The sequence below is a fragment of the Erwinia plantamica genome (genome assembly GCF_043420595.1).
Taxonomy (GTDB): Bacteria; Pseudomonadota; Gammaproteobacteria; order Enterobacterales; family Enterobacteriaceae; genus Erwinia; species Erwinia aeris.
Window position 1 is genome coordinate 78,255 of the sequence record NZ_JBGCUC010000015.1, and the last position, 15,008, is coordinate 93,262.

Genomic DNA, 15,008 nt, shown 5'->3' on the forward strand with positions numbered 1-15,008 from the left:
TTAGCATTCGTTAAAAAGTATAGCCAAGGCTATACTTAAACAACTGATTTTATTGTCTTTTTATACGCGCAATCGCGTGGTAGGATGCACGCACATTAAGCCTGAGGGGCTTGTTTCTTCAACAAGAACCGTTCTTTTGATGTCTGGGCGAGAAGATAACCGCCAGACCGGTATAACCACAATGAACCTATATGCAACCCTTATTCTGGCCTTCGGCATGTCGATGGATGCTTTTGCCGCCGCGATTGGCAAAGGCGCAAGCCTGCAGCGTCCGGGTCTGAGAGAAGCGCTGCGCATTGGCCTGATTTTCGGCGCGATTGAAGCGCTGACGCCACTGATTGGTTGGGGCGTAGGCATTGCAGCCAGCCGCTACGTAATGGCATGGGATCACTGGGTCGCTTTTACGCTGCTGCTGGTGCTTGGCGGCCGCATGATTCTGGAAGGTTTCCGTAAAAAGGATGAAGAGTGCGAAGCGCCCCAGCGTCACGGATTCTGGCTGCTGGCGATGACCGCCGTTGCGACCAGTCTGGATGCCATGGCCGTCGGCGTCGGCCTGGCTTTCCTGCAGGTGAATATTGTGACGACCGCGCTGGCGATTGGCGCTTCGACGCTGGTAATGGCTTCGGCGGGCATCCTGTTAGGCCGTTTTCTTGGCCCGGTGATGGGCAAGTGGGCGGAGATTTTCGGCGGCGTGGTGCTGATTGGCATTGGCACCAGTATCCTGGTTGAGCACCTGGGCATCCTGTAAAGGTGCAGACAAAAGACCGGGTTTACCCGTCTCGTTTAGCTTTTGTTTAGGTTCGCTTTCGCATAATCTTGCGAATTATGTGATCTGCTTCAAATTTATTTGCCTGGAAAGTGCGCTTCTTGTATACTTTTTTTGCGTTCTATCAATAAAAGTTGAATTTCAGGTGCAAAAAATGAAAAAAGTTATCAATTACGTGTTCCGTAGCTATGTTGAAACATTTAAACACGTACCGCCAGGCGCTATGTATTAATGGCTCCGGCCCGAAACCCTCGATAGCCGCGGTCAGGGAAAGACCGATGGTTATCACCTGTTACCCCGCTAAAATTTTCTTCGCTTATCCCACGTTTCAATCGTTTTCAGCTCGCTAACACGCTCTTCGCTTTTCAATCGCTTCCGGTCTGCTGATGACAATGACCGCTTTGGCTTGCTACGCCTGCGTTCTCTGCCGCCCGCCGGTTTTGATGACGCCACGCAGTCAAAAAGAAGCCGCCGCTGCTGACTGCGTCACAGCCAGCAGGGCGAAAGGCCATTAATCCTGGCTCTGGTACTCGTCCAGCGTAGCGCTCTGACAGGCTTCCATATTCTGGCTGGCCTGCTTCTTCTGGTCTTCGCTCAGATTCATCCAGGCAGCAACCACGGTTCGGGCTTCGTCTTCGTCAAAGTCCGGTTTTTCCTGCGCGGAAGGCGACTGGCCGCGCATGTGCAGCGCTTTCAGCTTGGTGATATAGCCATCCGCCGAGTCGGCTGCTTTATCCTGCGTCACCAGCGTACAAAGGTTAGCGATATAGCCCTGGGCCGGATCGTCTGAGTCTGCAGCCTGCGCTGCGCCAGTTACCGCCAGAGCGGCAAGCAGCAGCATTATTTTTTTCATATTTGCTCCTTCACAAGGATTTACGTTCGGCCGGTTCGGCATGGCCCGTTAAGGATAGCGCTTCCGTAGCGGGCCGGCACCGTACGCCTGAAGAGTAAATACTTTAATTCAGAGCCAGGCTCTGTACCAGTCGATCTGCTGCGCGATGAGGTGATCGAAGCGCGGGCCGCTGTAGCGAGCGTAACGTTTTGCCTCCGCTTCTACATGCAGCTTTTTCTCTGCCGCCGCCACGATATCAAACAGCGCAATGCCCTGCGGCGGCGGATTGACGCGATCGTCGCCCGCTATCACCAGTCCCGGGCAGGAAAGCTGGCTGGTAGTGCAGCGTCTTCTACATGGTCAGAAAGGCGATTTTAGTAACCATCACCGGGAACGGTGTTTTATGGCGCCTGAATAGTTTTAGCGGGAGGAATAAGAAGGAGGTGCAAAAGTCTCCACGATCTCAACCGTGGAGACAGCAATCTTAACCTTCGGGCATGGCGGAGGAATGATGGCTTGAAATAAGCCATTTCTGTCCGTCCCATGCATAGGTAAAGGTATAACGCGCGGCGGCTTTAGAACCATCGCCAAAGGTAAAGGTATAGGTGCCGGTATCGATAGCTTTATTACAGCCGATGCGAACGGTACGGCTGTCGATATGGCCAACCGGCTTCTTCGCCAGGAATTTTTTAAAATAATCAACGCGCTCTTCGTCCGTCAGGCGAGCTTTGTTCGACAGCGTTGGCAGCAGCACGGCATCTGACAGATAGTTCTGCGAAACGGTGTTGGCATCGCCTGTTTTTAGCGAATCGTTCCAGCGATCGAACATAGAGGCAACTTCCTGCTCGGTCATTTTAACGCAGGAAGTACTCTCCTGAGCAAAAGCCGCCGAGCTGGTAAGCACGCCGGCAATCATCAAACCAATTAATCCAGCCTTCATTAATTATCTCCGTAGTATCTGTGTTTTTAATAAAGCTAAAATACCAGAAGCTAATAAACGCATATTAAACGTTCGCAGCGATGGGAAAAGGCTATGCCAGAGGGTTGATATAGATCACGTCAATAAGCATTCTTTATTGTAAGCACTGCGTTAATTGTTTATTTATTATTAACGGCATTAATAAAGATGAATAACATGATTTATATTATCCGGGTGTTTTTTTAATAAGATGAGATAAAGGCAGGGTTTTTATAGCGAAAATGCGCCGTGTGGATAAGCAGAGCATTGCAAACGACAGGAGCCGGGCGGGTAAAAAAAGATGGTCAGCCGAAGCCGACCACCAACGTTTTTATTTCTGTAATAGCTGCTTAACCCAGGCAATGATTTCTGCATCTTTGCCCTGTTCAAACAGGCATTTCTGGAAGCGTTCGCCGCCGACGGCGGTTTTCACCAGTTCCGGGTCAATTGCGCGCAGCGTATCCAGATAGTTATCTTTGATTACCGCGCTTTTTACCTGATTGAGGATACCGGCGTTGCGTACCTGTGGCTCTTTACGCTCGACGGGATAGCCTTCGCCCCGGCGGCCGGTAAAGGCCTTTTCAAACATATAGCGCACGTTCAGCTCGGCGCCCCAGCCAAAGCCTTTGGCAAAGGCCAGCGACAGCGCGTTGCCGTTATTGATTTGCGCAAACAGAAACGCATCCGCCGGATCGAGGCAGTAGCCGCAAACCACGCCAGGATGGATATTTAACGACATCAGCGCGCCCTGACCGGTGCCGCAGCCGGTGACCACGAAATCTACCGCCTTTGCGTTCAGCAGAATGCTGGCCATAATGCCTAAGTGGATATAGGTCAGATGATGATCGTTCTCGTCGCTCATGCCGACGTTAAACACCGCGTCTTTATTCTGCGCCGCTACGGCCTGTAACTGCTCCAGCACCACGGCGTTTTTCGCCGCCTGGCTGTTTTCCATCATCAGTGCAATATTCATCTTTGTTCTCCAGTATTCAGTCATTGAGAGGCCGATGGCGCATCAGCGCGCCAGCCAGCCGCCATCTACCGCAAGGGTATAGCCGTTGATGTAGTCAGCGGCTTTTGATGCCAGAAAAATCACCGGACCCATTAAATCCTGCGGCGTACCCCAGCGGCCAGCCGGGATACGCGCCAGAATTTCCGCACTGCGCTCTTCATCGCTGCGTAGCTGCTCCGTGTTGTTAGTGACCATATAACCCGGCGCCAGCGCGTTAACGTTGATGCCGTATTTCGCCCACTCGTTGGCTAGCTGACGCGTCAGCCCCATCACCGCGCTTTTCGACGCGGTATAGGAAGGCACGCGTACGCCACCCTGGAAAGAGAGCATCGAGGCAATATTGATAATCTTGCCGCCGCTCCCTTGCTTAATGAACTGACGGGCGGCCAGCTGCGATAAAAAGAACAGCGTCTTGATATTGACGTTCATCACGTCATCCCAATCCTGTTCGCTAAAGTTCAGCGCGTCTTCGCGGCGGATCAAACCCGCGTTGTTGACCAGGATATCGATATGCCCCATCTCTTCTACCGCACGTTCCAACAGTGATGACAGCCGATCCTGACGGCCGAGATCGGCTTGCAAGCTGAGAAAGCGTCTTCCCGTTGCGCCGACTTCCGCCGCGGTATCGGCGGGATCGCGGCGATTAATCGCCACGATGTCACAGCCCGCCTGTGCCAGAGCCACTGCCATACTTTTCCCTAAGCCGGTATTACAACCGGTGACCACAGCCACCTTTCCCTGTAGAGAAAAATCGTCAAGAATCATGCAGTTTCCTTATTTATAGATAGACGTGCAGGTATTCCACCAGACACAGGATCGCCATCGCCTGGCCATAAGGCATGGAGGTCAGCGGTATCTGGCGGTAGAAATCGAGGTCTTTACCCATGCCGGTGCCAAAGGAAACCTGTGTCAGCTCCCCGTCCTTATTGATGCGGGAGATCAATCCTTTAATCGCCTTTTCCGCCACCGCTATATAGCGGGGATCGGCACAGCGGCGACGCGCGGCTTTTAACATGCCGAAGGCGAAGCCAGCCGTTGCGGAGGCTTCAAGATAGGAGTTGGGATCGTCCAGCAACGTATGCCACAGGCCGCTTTCGTCCTGACATTTTTCCAGCGCCTCCAGCTGGCGGGAAAGCACCTGTTGCAGATAGCGCCGGGTCGCATCACCTTCCGGCAGCTCAAGCAGCTCAACGAATTCCGGAATAACGATGGTCAGCCAGCTGTTGCCGCGCGCCCAGCGAGCGTTAGCAAAATTATGGTGACCATCGAACGTCCAGCCGTGGAACCACAGCCCGGTTTCCTTATCCATCAGATGCTGGATATGCAACATAAACTGATACTTGGCTTCTTCGATATAGTCCGCGCGGTTCAGCAGCTTGCCGATTTTTGCCAGCGGCAGCACGGTCATCATCAGCGTGTCGTCCCACAGCTGCTGATGGTTCTCTTCCGCCAGCGTGATATGCTGCAAACCCCTCATATCGGTACGCGGCATATCATGCATAATCCAGTCTGCCCAGCTTTCCAGGTAGGGCAGCCAGCGTGGATCGCGGGTTTCCTCATAGCGGTATGCCAGCGTCAGAAACGGGCAAACCGTGTTCACGTTACGGGTGGTGGAACCTTCAGCAAAACGGTCGTTGAACCAGTTATCAATGATGGCTCGCAGCCGGTCGTCCCCGGTTTGGCGGTAATACTGATGAATGCCGTACAGGCCGATGCCGTGCGTCCATTCCCATCCTGCCCAGCCTTTGGTGTCAATCACCCGGCCATCGTCAAGCCTCAGTAAAAACTCGCCGGTTTCGTCGGTAATATTCACCAAATTGTCCACCAGTTTGTTGATCAGCTGATGCAGCTCCTGGCTGGAGATAAACCTTTCCGGCTGGCGCAGGAGTGGGCTGTGTTTTACTGGGTATACGACCATAATTGCTCTGTCCTCGTGGATCTTAAGTTGACTATGAATGCGTTAAATTGTCGCCGGGCGCCGCTTTTGTGGTCTGAGCGGGCAGAGTGCCGGCCGCTGGCTTGTGCCGATTCAGGTAACCAATGTTGTTATTGCCCCACAGCGATTCGTAAGGCATTCCGGCCAGCATCTCGACGGTAGCGCGAGCCTGCGGCGTGATGCTGTCAGGGACGACGCCGCCCGCTATGCGCATTTTCTCGGTTTCGTCACGCAGGATTTTGTGCGTGGTCAAATTCAGCTTGAAGCGCAGGGAGATCAGGAAGCCCATGCACAGGACCAGGATCGTGCCGCCGCACATGATCATCAGGATCGCATGACTGACGTTTTCGGCCTGCTCGGTGCTGCCCGCCACAAAACCGGAAAGCTGCATCAGGATGCCGACCAGCATGACGGCACCAGCCTGCGAAGCCTTACGCGTCAGGGTCATGATCCCGGCGAAAATGCCTTCGCGACGCTGACCGGTAATCACCTCGTCCACGTCCGCAATGTAGGTATAGATATTCCACGGCACGTAGTTAATGCCGCCGCGGCCCAGGCCAGCGATAGCGGAGATCAGCAGCAGCAGCGAGAAGACATCGCTCATGCCGCTGTAATAAAGCACGCCGTAGGAAAGCGTACTGAGCGCAAACAGCGCCACCACGATGCGGTAGGCGGGCGCCGGCCCAATACGGATACAGAGCGGGATCATGCCGATCACGGCAACAAACTGGAGGATCGCCATCGTGCCCATCAGGTTGGAAGCCACGGTGGCCTGCTGCATCAGCACAAATACCACGTAGTAGGTAAACACGGCGTTAAAAACGTCCTGCGCGATATAGCCGCCCAGATACATGCCCAGATGCTGACGGAAGATACGGATGCGCAGCGTAGATAACAGCTCGGTTTTCAGGCGGCCAAGGCTTTGCCCCAGCGTCAGCTTCTGCTGCTCGGCTGCCAGCGCGGCGGCGGATTTTTTCTCGGCCGGGCGCTCCCAGGTATAGCGATAAACCAGCGTCAGCACGATGGCGCACAGCACGGAAAAGACCAGGCTGGAATAGAAGAAAGAGAGCGGATTATCCTTGCCGAAATAAGCCAGCAGGATACCCGGCAGGAAAGCGGCCAGAATAGCGGAAAGCTGCGCCAGCGCGATGCGTGCGCCGGAGAATTTGGTTTTCTCTTTAAAGTCGTCGGTCATCTCCGGCACCAGGGTTTCATAAGGCACCAGAATCGAGGTGTAGACCACTTCAAAAAAGAGGTAGGTCAGCAGGTAGTAGACGTAGGTCATGTCGCCGACCCACATCAGGCTGTAGCTGAACACAAGGGGAATGCCCAGAAGGATAAAGAATTTACGGCGGCCGAAGCGTTTGCCGAGTCGGGTAGAGCCGAAGTGGTCGGTTAAGTAGCCCATTAGCGGGCTGACCACGCCATCCACAATGCGCGCCATGGCGAAAATAGAGGTGGCTTCAATAGGGCTGAGGCCGCAGAAGGTGGTGTAAAAGTAAAGCAGCCAGGCAGATGTTAATGCCATCGTACCGGCACCCAGAAAATCCCCTGATCCATAGGCGAGATAATTAAGCGTTCCTGGTTTACGTATTGTCATAATGTTCATCCTGAGTAACCAACATGCACAGCCCGGCTGTATGTCGGGAGAGGAAGTACGTTAGAGTTATGACGTCCAGAAAACCTTTGCGATTTTGCCAGCCGATATAAGGCGGTGGCGAAGAAAAGAAGATAGCGGCGGGCGGCTTCACTAATTTAATAAAATGGCGTTTCAATTTTATTGAATTAGCCATTCAGGCTTTGCCAGGCAAGATTTGTTGCGATCTGTGGTTGATTTTATGGCGTTAAATCAAAGTCAGCGGTGAAAATGTTTATATAGTTAAAAACCCAACCGAAGAGGAAAGCACAATGAAAGCTGCCGTGGTCAACAAGAATCATACTGTCGATATCGTTGAGAAAAAGCTGCGCGCGCTGGCGCATGGCGAAGCGCTGTTAAAAATGGAATGCTGCGGTGTCTGCCACACGGATCTGCACGTTAAAAATGGGGATTTTGGCGATCGTACCGGCGTGGTGCTCGGCCATGAAGGCGTCGGCGTCGTCAGCGAGGTCGGGCCTGGCGTGACCTCATTGAAGGTGGGCGACAGGGCCAGCGTGGCGTGGTTTTATAAAGGCTGCGGCCACTGCGAATACTGCACGACGGGCAATGAAACCCTGTGCCGCAACGTATTAAATGCCGGTTTTACCGCCGACGGCGGCATGGCGGAAGAGTGTATCGTGGTAGCGGACTACGCGGTGAAAGTGCCGGACGGGCTGGATCCGGCAGCGGCCAGCAGCGTAACCTGCGCGGGCGTCACCACCTATAAAGCGGTAAAGGTTTCTGGCATTCAGCCAGGCAAGTGGCTGGCAATTTACGGCCTGGGCGGACTGGGCAATCTGGCGCTGCAATATGCCAAAAATGTTTTTAATGCCAAAGTCATCGCCGTGGACGTAAACGATGCGCAGCTGGCTTTCGCCAAAGAAATGGGCGCCGACTTAGTTATCAACTCGCTGAAGGAGGATGCGGCGAAGATCATTCAGGAAAAAACGGGCGGCGCGCATGCGGCAGTGGTAACGGCAGTAGCCAAAGCGGCATTTAATTCGGCGGTAGACGCCATGCGTGCCGGTGGCCGTATCGTGGCCGTTGGCCTGCCGCCGGAGTCGATGAGTCTGAATATCCCACGTCTCGTTCTGGACGGTATTCAGGTGGTCGGCTCGCTGGTGGGCACGCGTGAAGATCTGGCTGAGGCTTTTCAGTTCGCGGCCGAGGGAAAAGTGGTGCCGAAAGTCACCAAACGTTCTCTTGAGGAGATTAATGAAATTTTCGACGAAATGCTGGAAGGGAAAATCAAAGGCCGTATGGTGATTGATTTTACTGCTGACACCCACGCTGGCTAAAGCTGACTTGCCTGTGGAAACGGCTTAACCACTTATTTCCACAGGCAAATATTTACAAAACCTGTCACGCGCTCATAAAGAAGCTCGACCGTGCTGGCGCTTCCGGCTCCAGTCGGCAACAGAGGCTTAGCCACAGCAGTGACACCAGCCAACCCGCATTGTTTAACATTTGTTTTCCCTTTGAACACATGGTAACAAATTAACTTTACTCACCCGTGGAGAATTCGCCACAGGCGTAGCTCTTTTTGCTAAGCGCTGTGGCGTTGTACAGCAAGGGCTGCACGCCTTATCGGGACGATTAACCGCTAAGCTCAGAAGTCATCGTTTCGCTTTGAACGTTAATGAGGAGAGTTAAGGTGTTAAAAAAGGCTAAAACAGGGCTGCTCGCAGCCGCGCTGCTGACCTTTAGCGCAGTGGCTGCCGACAATACGCCGCAGTATGGCGTAGAGCTACAGGGCTTCGATTTCCCTTATCCAATTGAAAAGTTTGATTTTTCATCACAACAGCAGCCGCTTTCTATGGGCTACATTGACGCGCGACCGGCAGGGAAAGCGAACGGGCGGACGGTAGTGCTGATGCACGGCAAAAACTTCTGCGGCGTGACCTGGCAGGATGCCATAGAGGCGCTGCGTCATGCGGGCTATCGGGTAATTGCGCCGGATCAGATCGGCTTTTGCACCTCAACCAAGCCTGCTTACTATCAATACAGTTTCCAGCAGCTGGCGTTAAACACGCATCAGCTGCTCGCCAGCCTGCATATTGATAAGATCACGCTGGTCGGCCATTCAACCGGCGGGATGCTGGCTACACGCTATGCGTTAATGTACCCACAGCAGGTAGAAAAGCTGGCGTTGGTCAACCCGATCGGGCTGGAAGACTGGAAGGCGAAGGGCGTGCCCTGGCGCAGCGTGGACGACTGGTATCAGCGAGAGCTGAAAACCAGCGCGGAAAGCATCAAGGCGTATGAGCAGAAAACCTATTACAGCGGCCAGTGGAAGCCGGAATACGATCGCTGGGTCACTATGCTGGCGGGGCTGAATAACGGGCCGGGCCACAAGCTGGTTGCCTGGAATTCCGCGCTGCTCTACGACATGATATTTACCCAGCCGGTTTATTATGAATTTGGCAACCTGACGGTGCCGACGACGCTGCTGATTGGCACGGCAGACACCACCGCTATCGGCAGCGATATCGCGCCGCCGGAGGTAAAAGCGAAAATAGGGCACTATAACGAGCTGGGCAAAGAGGCGGCGAAACTGATCCCCCATGCCAGGCTGATTGAATTCACAGGAATGGGACATGCGCCGCAGATGGAAGATCCCGCTATGTTTAACCGTACGCTGATTGACGATCTGAACAAGCTCTGATGACAGCACAGCGCAGGCTTCCAGCCTGCGCTGCGAACGCGTCCGCATGACGCCGGGTGCCTCCCGGTGAGTCAGAAAAGCGATAACCTGACCCGCTATTTGCCACATGGTTAGCTGACTGGCTTAGCCCCGCCGCTCAGGGGGATCCGCCATACGGAAAAAAGCATAAATTTATCGGCATCAACCAAACCGAAACGATAGCGTGTTGCTTGCGAAATAAATAATAATTAACGGGAAGGTTTCAGGTGTTAATAGTGGATTAAATTAATAGCTATTCGCGTCATATTAATAATATTATTTCCTTCAAAGTTGTAAGTTTACTATTAATTTTTGGCTATTATTCGGCGCGTTATCATTACGTTGACGCTATCGTTTTTATTCTTTCTTCAGGCAATTTTCTCTGAAGATAATATGAAAAAATATAGCGTTCTGGTCTGTTTTTTACTGCTGTGTGGCTGCATGGGGAACCGTCATGCTCAGCAACATAATCCGGTTGCAGACTGTTCCAGCCACGACGATGAAATCGACTGTAGCTGGAACGTGCCCGACAGGCCGTAACGGCCGCGCTTATGCCGGCCCCTGCGCGTGCAATATGCGCTGCGCCTGGTCCACCGTTAGCGCGTAATCGAAAAAGCGGCGGTAAAAATCCTGCGTCGCCTTGACCATATCAAGCTGCGGGAAAAGCTCGGGATGCAGAAGTTTTGCCGCCCACTGAATTTGCAGCCCGGCTTCCGTGCCGTAGCGATCCCAGGGAAACACGCCCGCCGGATTTTGCCAGACCTGATGGCGTTTTACCGCCTGCAGATTGGCAAACAGCGCCGCATAGTCTGAATCGGCCAGCTTTCCGGCTCCCGCGCCGATAATGATGATATCCGGCTGCCAGAAAAGCACGTTTTCCGGCGAGGTTTCTTTCATATTGCCGTTTACTTCCGCCGCCACATTGCGGCCGCCAGCCAGGCGGATCCAGGTGTCGATCAACGTGTTGCGTCCGTCAACCTTCAGCGGATGCAGGGACTGAATATGTAAAACGCCAGGCCGCTGGCTATTGCTTAGCCCTGCGGTTTTCGCCTGTATAGCGGCAATCCGGGCATCGAGCCAGGCGTTATAGGCTTGTGCTCGCCGTCGCGCCTGCGCCGTGCCGACCACCCCGGCCGTCGTCAGCAGCGAGCGCTGCATAGAGGGAAAATCGTCAAAGTGCATGACCAGCGTCGGCAGCCCGGCCCGCCGGTAAGCGTCAGCATCCGCATCTTCTGCCGCTACAAATACTGTATCGACCTTTGCGGCCAGCAGCGCCTCGCTGTTAAACGTGCGGCCATGAACCGACAGCGCCTGATGCAGCGACGGCGCTATTTTAAACATCCAGGGGCGATCGCTGGCGTGATTAACGGTCGCCACGATGCGGTCGCCCGCGCCCAGGGTCATCAACAGCGAATGATGCGCATACCAGCCGTCGGCGATCCGTCGGGCCTGCTGCGGTACCTCGACCTTGTTGCCGGCGTCGTCAATAACGCTCCGGGCAAAGCCAGGTGTAGCAAAAAGCAGGAAGAGAGCCGCCAGCAGCGGCGTAATCAGGGGTTTTATCATCAGAACCTCAGCTGTAGAGAAAGCTGCGCCATGCGCGGTTCGCCGAGCTGGGCGCTGGCATAGCCCGCGCCGCTGTAGCCGTTCAGGCCGCCGGGCACGATATTCGTCCAGTAATGGCGATTAGTCAGGTTGGTGACATCCAGGCGAAAAGTGGTTTCCGTATTGAAGAGCCGCGTTGTGTAGCTGCTGCCGATATCGAAAGTCGTATAGCTTCCTGTCCAGCTGTCGTTGGCGTTATCGGTACTGCGGCGTCCTACGTAGTGCATGCCGCCATGAATATCCGTATTGCGTAAAAAAGGTAAATCGTAAGCGGCGAACAGGCTGGCCGTATAGCGAGCCAGGCCCACTATCTGCCTGCCGGTCGTGGCGGGACTGGCAGTATCGCGCAGGCGTGGATCGAGCCATGTCATGCCGCCATACAGATGCAGCCTGTCGGTAACGTCGCCGTCGGCCATCAGCTCCAGCCCCCGGTTGCGCTGGCTGCCGTCCACGGCATAGTCGCCGCTGGCGGTGGCATAAGCGAAAGGGCGGTCAATCCGGAACAGCGCGGCGGTCAGCAACAGCTTATCAATCGCCAGCTTGCTGCCCACTTCCAGCTGTTTGCTGCGATAAGGCGCCAGGATGCTGCCCGCGTTCGTGGAGCCGCTCGGCGCGGTATCGCCCTGTTGCAGGCTGTCTGCCCAGCTCATATAGAGCGTCAGCGGTTCGACAGGCTTGAACATCAGGCTGGCCGAACCGCTAAAGCCGCTGTTATCTGAATGGCTGCTGCGGCTGCCGGTTTTTGCATAGTTAGCGGAAGTCAGGAAGCTTTCGCTACCGGCCAGCAGCAGGCTCCACTGCGGTGAGAAGGTCAGCGTATCGCTAAGCAAAAAGGCCTGCTGCGTGGCGGTAGCCGAGTGGTAGCGATGGGTGAAATCCGGGTAGTCCGGTTCGGCAAAGGATTGCGGCTCGTCGAGCGAGGCGCTACCCAGCGTGCTGGTGGTGCCGTTCAGCGGATTATAATTTTTCCAGACAAAGCCGCGCAGGCCGGTGGAAAGCTGATGATGCAGCCAGCCCGTTTCCAGCTCGCCGTTCAGGTTCGCCATATAGCTGTTAATGGTAAAGCGGCTGGCTGTAGAAGAGGAGGTGGTGGTTTTATAATGACCGGCGCGGTCGGTAAAAGTATTCGTGACCGCCGTGGATTCACGATCGGCAATCTGCCGCAGCACGCCCAGTTCGCCCTGCCAGTTCCCGTCAAAATCGTGCTTCAGATGTACGCTGGCGGTCAGCGTATGGTTATCGCTACCGGCATAGTATTGTCCGAGATACGTCTTTTTGGGATCCGGCGCGGCGGGGAAAGAGAGGCCATTGCCCAGCGCAAATTTGCCCGGCAGCCCTTTTTCATAATAGTGGTAATAACTGAAATTGCTTTCTAACGTCGTGCGATCGGTTAGCGTTGCGTCCAGCCCCAGGCTGAACAGCTGACGGCGCTTTTTACTGCCGTGTGCAAAGCCGTCACCCTCATCATCCAGAAAATTAGCGCGATAGCGCAGGCGGTCATTGTCGTCCAGCGGGCCGCTGAAGTCGCCGGAAACCAGGCGGCTGAGGCCGGTGCCAGCGCCAAAAGTAAGGCTGTGCTGTGCGATATCGGTGGGGCGCTTCGCCACAAAGTTAAACAGCCCGGCCGGATTTGCCGGCCCGTAAAGCGATCCACCCAAACCGTTCAGCACTTCCAGATGGTCAAACTGCTCGGCAGCGTAATCGGTAGTCGAGACGACATTCAGGCCGTCAATCATAGAGTTCTGTACCACGCTGCCCTGCATTCCACGCGTTTGCGGGCGGGCGCCGTCACCCTGCACGGAAGGCATATAGCGATAGATATCCGTGATACTTTTTAACTGCTGGTGCTTCATCAGCGTTGGGGAGACTTGCTGCACGGACCAGGGCGTATTGCGGATTTCCTGCTTGCCCAGGTTACCCAGCGTGACCTGCCTGTCGGGCGCAGCCGCTTCGCTATCCGGCGCGGCGGCTACAGTGAGGGTTTCTTCCTGGGTAGCGGCCTGAGCCTGAATACCTGTCAAAATCAGTACGTAAAGCGCGCGCTTCATCATGCGCGGCGGTGAGGCTATTGTCATTTTATACCTTGCCGATCGAAAAGCAGCCTTCGGGCTGCCTGAATGCAGATGCCTGTAAAGTTCACGCGAAAGATAGCATATCGTTATATGATAAATTATATAGCGAGTGCTATCCGCAGGAGCCTGGAATATGCTGCTGGATAACGGCCCATCAACAATAATTAATGATGCCTACAGATTTTCTGCATCATATTATTTTGCGTAAAGCGGGAACATTATCAGATGGGTAGAAAATTTTTGTGATAAGCGGCAGGCCTGTAAGGACGGTTTTTTCGCCTGTATTTGATGCCAATATGCCATCAGGTATTTTACCGCCAGGCAAATGCCGTCCGTATTTGTTGTGCCCGATCTGAATTTTGATAAAATAGCGACTTGTTGGTAACCTTCAGTAATACGGCATAAAAGGCACACAGAAAGGTTGAGCCTGTTCCTTGAGGAATATTTGTTATTCACGGTATCGGATTATTTTTGTATAAAATACTGCTATATCTGTTTATTATGGGATCAATAAGATAACGTAATCCATGCAGGTCTGTCGGAATAGAAAAGGATGTGTTTCGGCAAGTTATTTCTTCCCGGTTTTACCGCCGGAGTGGAAAGTATCAGGATCTTATAGGCTATTTTAGCCATTGCTATCGATTATTATTTTAGGGTTGTTCATATTTCACTCACTTTTTAAGGTGGAAAAAGCTTGCGTAAGGATGGGCGCACGGCATCGGCGGGTAAACCGTCTTTTACTTTTCCTGTGCCTTTAAAATCGATACCGGCGTTTATCTCCGCCGTCACAGCATATTAATGTTGTGAAAAACCTGCGCGACTGCATAAAACAGAAACTCATTGCGTAATTTATATTCAGGATGAAATATTATGCTAAAGATAATCGTTTCCAGCGATAACGTATATTACCGGAAAGGCGTTGAATCGCTGATTACAAGTGCAGGGAAAACCCTCAGGGATGGGTTATTTGAAGTGGTTTCAGAAACAAGTAGCCCGGTAACGAAAGAAGCCGATATTGTGTTCAGAGACATTATGATCAGCGTTTTTTTCTATAAGCGCGAAACGATTGCCGGCAAGGGCCAGGCGGAACCTCACCTGTCAGCGCTACACATTCCCTTTATCTGTCGTGGAGATAATATACCGCAAATTACCGGAAAGATTAGAAAAATCATGCTGATAGCCACTACTAACGCGGCCAGCTTTGCCAGCCGTGAAAATTATAAGTTAACCGGGCTAAAAGACTTTATGCAGCTCTCTTCTACAGAAAGCAAGGTTATGCTGATGGTTGGCCAGGGCTACGATACGGAAAATATATCCAGGATGTTAGGGCGTTCAAAAAAAACCGTCAGTACGCATTGCCGCAACGCCATCAGAAAAATGGGGATGCTTAACCGGGTCGAATTTTACAAATATGCCTCTTTTGTAGCGAAATATGGTAATAAAAAAGGTAATACGCTCTGCCTGTAACATTATCTTACGGCCCGCCTTTAAGCGGGCCATATAAAGCG

General features: G+C 53.4%; 15 protein-coding genes. 6 read left to right on the forward strand and 9 right to left on the reverse strand.

What is annotated here, in order from left to right:
• The first annotated feature begins 181 nt into the window (after nucleotides 1–181).
• Nucleotides 182–748, forward strand: a complete 567-nt coding sequence (gene mntP / locus AB3U87_RS16045; protein ID WP_253456428.1) for a manganese efflux pump MntP — start codon at nucleotides 182–184, stop codon at nucleotides 746–748.
• Nucleotides 749–920: 172 nt separating this feature from the next.
• Complete coding sequence (gene azuC / locus AB3U87_RS16050) at nucleotides 921–998, forward strand: stress response protein AzuC (protein WP_367317866.1); 78 nt, start codon at nucleotides 921–923, stop codon at nucleotides 996–998.
• Nucleotides 999–1,277: 279 nt separating this feature from the next.
• On the opposite strand, the gene AB3U87_RS16055 is transcribed toward azuC, so the two are convergent.
• From AB3U87_RS16055 to AB3U87_RS16085, 7 genes are all read right to left on the reverse strand, one after another.
• Complete coding sequence (locus AB3U87_RS16055; protein ID WP_253456425.1) at nucleotides 1,278–1,619, reverse strand: hypothetical protein; 342 nt, start codon at nucleotides 1,617–1,619, stop codon at nucleotides 1,278–1,280.
• Between the two features lie 108 nt (nucleotides 1,620–1,727).
• Nucleotides 1,728–1,910, reverse strand: a complete 183-nt coding sequence (locus AB3U87_RS16060) for a hypothetical protein (RefSeq protein ID WP_253456422.1) — start codon at nucleotides 1,908–1,910, stop codon at nucleotides 1,728–1,730.
• Nucleotides 1,911–2,082: 172 nt separating this feature from the next.
• Nucleotides 2,083–2,538: an SgcJ/EcaC family oxidoreductase gene (locus AB3U87_RS16065; protein ID WP_253456419.1), complete on the reverse strand. Its 456-nt coding sequence runs from the start codon at nucleotides 2,536–2,538 to the stop codon at nucleotides 2,083–2,085.
• Between the two features lie 349 nt (nucleotides 2,539–2,887).
• On the reverse strand, nucleotides 2,888–3,529 hold the full coding sequence (locus AB3U87_RS16070) for an RpiB/LacA/LacB family sugar-phosphate isomerase (RefSeq protein WP_301252843.1): 642 nt from the start codon (nucleotides 3,527–3,529) through the stop codon (nucleotides 2,888–2,890).
• A gap of 42 nt (nucleotides 3,530–3,571) precedes the next feature.
• Nucleotides 3,572–4,333, reverse strand: a complete 762-nt coding sequence (gene kduD, locus AB3U87_RS16075) for a 2-dehydro-3-deoxy-D-gluconate 5-dehydrogenase KduD (protein ID WP_253456414.1) — start codon at nucleotides 4,331–4,333, stop codon at nucleotides 3,572–3,574.
• Nucleotides 4,334–4,346: 13 nt separating this feature from the next.
• On the reverse strand, nucleotides 4,347–5,486 hold the full coding sequence (bglB, locus tag AB3U87_RS16080) for a beta-galactosidase BglB (RefSeq protein WP_253456411.1): 1,140 nt from the start codon (nucleotides 5,484–5,486) through the stop codon (nucleotides 4,347–4,349).
• A 31-nt stretch (nucleotides 5,487–5,517) separates the two neighbouring features.
• A complete protein-coding gene (locus tag AB3U87_RS16085; RefSeq protein WP_301252841.1) occupies nucleotides 5,518–7,104 on the reverse strand; it encodes an MFS transporter in 1,587 nt (528 codons plus the stop codon).
• A 308-nt stretch (nucleotides 7,105–7,412) separates the two neighbouring features.
• Here AB3U87_RS16085 and adhP point away from each other — a divergent pair, with 308 nt between their 5' ends.
• From adhP to AB3U87_RS16100, 3 genes are all read left to right on the forward strand, one after another.
• On the forward strand, nucleotides 7,413–8,438 hold the full coding sequence (adhP, locus tag AB3U87_RS16090; RefSeq protein WP_253456406.1) for an alcohol dehydrogenase AdhP: 1,026 nt from the start codon (nucleotides 7,413–7,415) through the stop codon (nucleotides 8,436–8,438).
• 356 nt (nucleotides 8,439–8,794) lie between these two features.
• Complete coding sequence (locus AB3U87_RS16095; RefSeq protein WP_394149721.1) at nucleotides 8,795–9,805, forward strand: alpha/beta fold hydrolase; 1,011 nt, start codon at nucleotides 8,795–8,797, stop codon at nucleotides 9,803–9,805.
• A gap of 411 nt (nucleotides 9,806–10,216) precedes the next feature.
• Complete coding sequence (locus AB3U87_RS16100; RefSeq protein ID WP_369895407.1) at nucleotides 10,217–10,363, forward strand: hypothetical protein; 147 nt, start codon at nucleotides 10,217–10,219, stop codon at nucleotides 10,361–10,363.
• Between the two features lie 9 nt (nucleotides 10,364–10,372).
• Here the strand turns inward: AB3U87_RS16100 and AB3U87_RS16105 are convergent, their stop codons facing one another.
• Both AB3U87_RS16105 and AB3U87_RS16110 read right to left on the reverse strand, forming a co-directional pair.
• Nucleotides 10,373–11,389 carry an ABC transporter substrate-binding protein gene (locus tag AB3U87_RS16105; protein WP_253456398.1) on the reverse strand — a complete coding sequence of 339 codons (1,017 nt, stop codon included), beginning with the start codon at nucleotides 11,387–11,389 and terminating at the stop codon, nucleotides 10,373–10,375.
• Nucleotides 11,389–13,503, reverse strand: coding sequence for a TonB-dependent receptor (locus AB3U87_RS16110; protein WP_394149723.1), 2,115 nt, complete (start codon nucleotides 13,501–13,503; stop codon nucleotides 11,389–11,391). Before AB3U87_RS16110 ends, AB3U87_RS16105 begins: the two co-directional genes overlap by 1 nt.
• Before the next feature lie 867 nt (nucleotides 13,504–14,370).
• Between AB3U87_RS16110 and AB3U87_RS16115 the strand changes: the two genes are divergently transcribed.
• Nucleotides 14,371–14,967, forward strand: a complete 597-nt coding sequence (locus AB3U87_RS16115) for a helix-turn-helix domain-containing protein (protein WP_301730623.1) — start codon at nucleotides 14,371–14,373, stop codon at nucleotides 14,965–14,967.
• The last annotated feature ends 41 nt before the right edge of the window (nucleotides 14,968–15,008 follow it).

What these genes read in the sequence shown, in the direction of transcription:
- AB3U87_RS16070 (WP_301252843.1), bottom strand. Translation starts at nt 3,529, where the DNA reads ATGAATATTGCACTGATGATGGAAAACAGCCAGGCGGCGAAAAACGCC.
- azuC (WP_367317866.1), top strand. Translation starts at nt 921, where the DNA reads ATGAAAAAAGTTATCAATTACGTGTTCCGTAGCTATGTTGAAACATTT.
- AB3U87_RS16085 (WP_301252841.1), bottom strand. Translation starts at nt 7,104, where the DNA reads ATGACAATACGTAAACCAGGAACGCTTAATTATCTCGCCTATGGATCA.
- kduD (WP_253456414.1), bottom strand. Translation starts at nt 4,333, where the DNA reads ATGATTCTTGACGATTTTTCTCTACAGGGAAAGGTGGCTGTGGTCACC.
- AB3U87_RS16100 (WP_369895407.1), top strand. Translation starts at nt 10,217, where the DNA reads ATGAAAAAATATAGCGTTCTGGTCTGTTTTTTACTGCTGTGTGGCTGC.
- bglB (WP_253456411.1), bottom strand. Translation starts at nt 5,486, where the DNA reads ATGGTCGTATACCCAGTAAAACACAGCCCACTCCTGCGCCAGCCGGAA.
- AB3U87_RS16115 (WP_301730623.1), top strand. Translation starts at nt 14,371, where the DNA reads ATGCTAAAGATAATCGTTTCCAGCGATAACGTATATTACCGGAAAGGC.
- AB3U87_RS16055 (WP_253456425.1), bottom strand. Translation starts at nt 1,619, where the DNA reads ATGAAAAAAATAATGCTGCTGCTTGCCGCTCTGGCGGTAACTGGCGCA.
- AB3U87_RS16110 (WP_394149723.1), bottom strand. Translation starts at nt 13,503, where the DNA reads ATGACAATAGCCTCACCGCCGCGCATGATGAAGCGCGCGCTTTACGTA.
- adhP (WP_253456406.1), top strand. Translation starts at nt 7,413, where the DNA reads ATGAAAGCTGCCGTGGTCAACAAGAATCATACTGTCGATATCGTTGAG.
- mntP (WP_253456428.1), top strand. Translation starts at nt 182, where the DNA reads ATGAACCTATATGCAACCCTTATTCTGGCCTTCGGCATGTCGATGGAT.
- AB3U87_RS16105 (WP_253456398.1), bottom strand. Translation starts at nt 11,389, where the DNA reads ATGATAAAACCCCTGATTACGCCGCTGCTGGCGGCTCTCTTCCTGCTT.
- AB3U87_RS16065 (WP_253456419.1), bottom strand. Translation starts at nt 2,538, where the DNA reads ATGAAGGCTGGATTAATTGGTTTGATGATTGCCGGCGTGCTTACCAGC.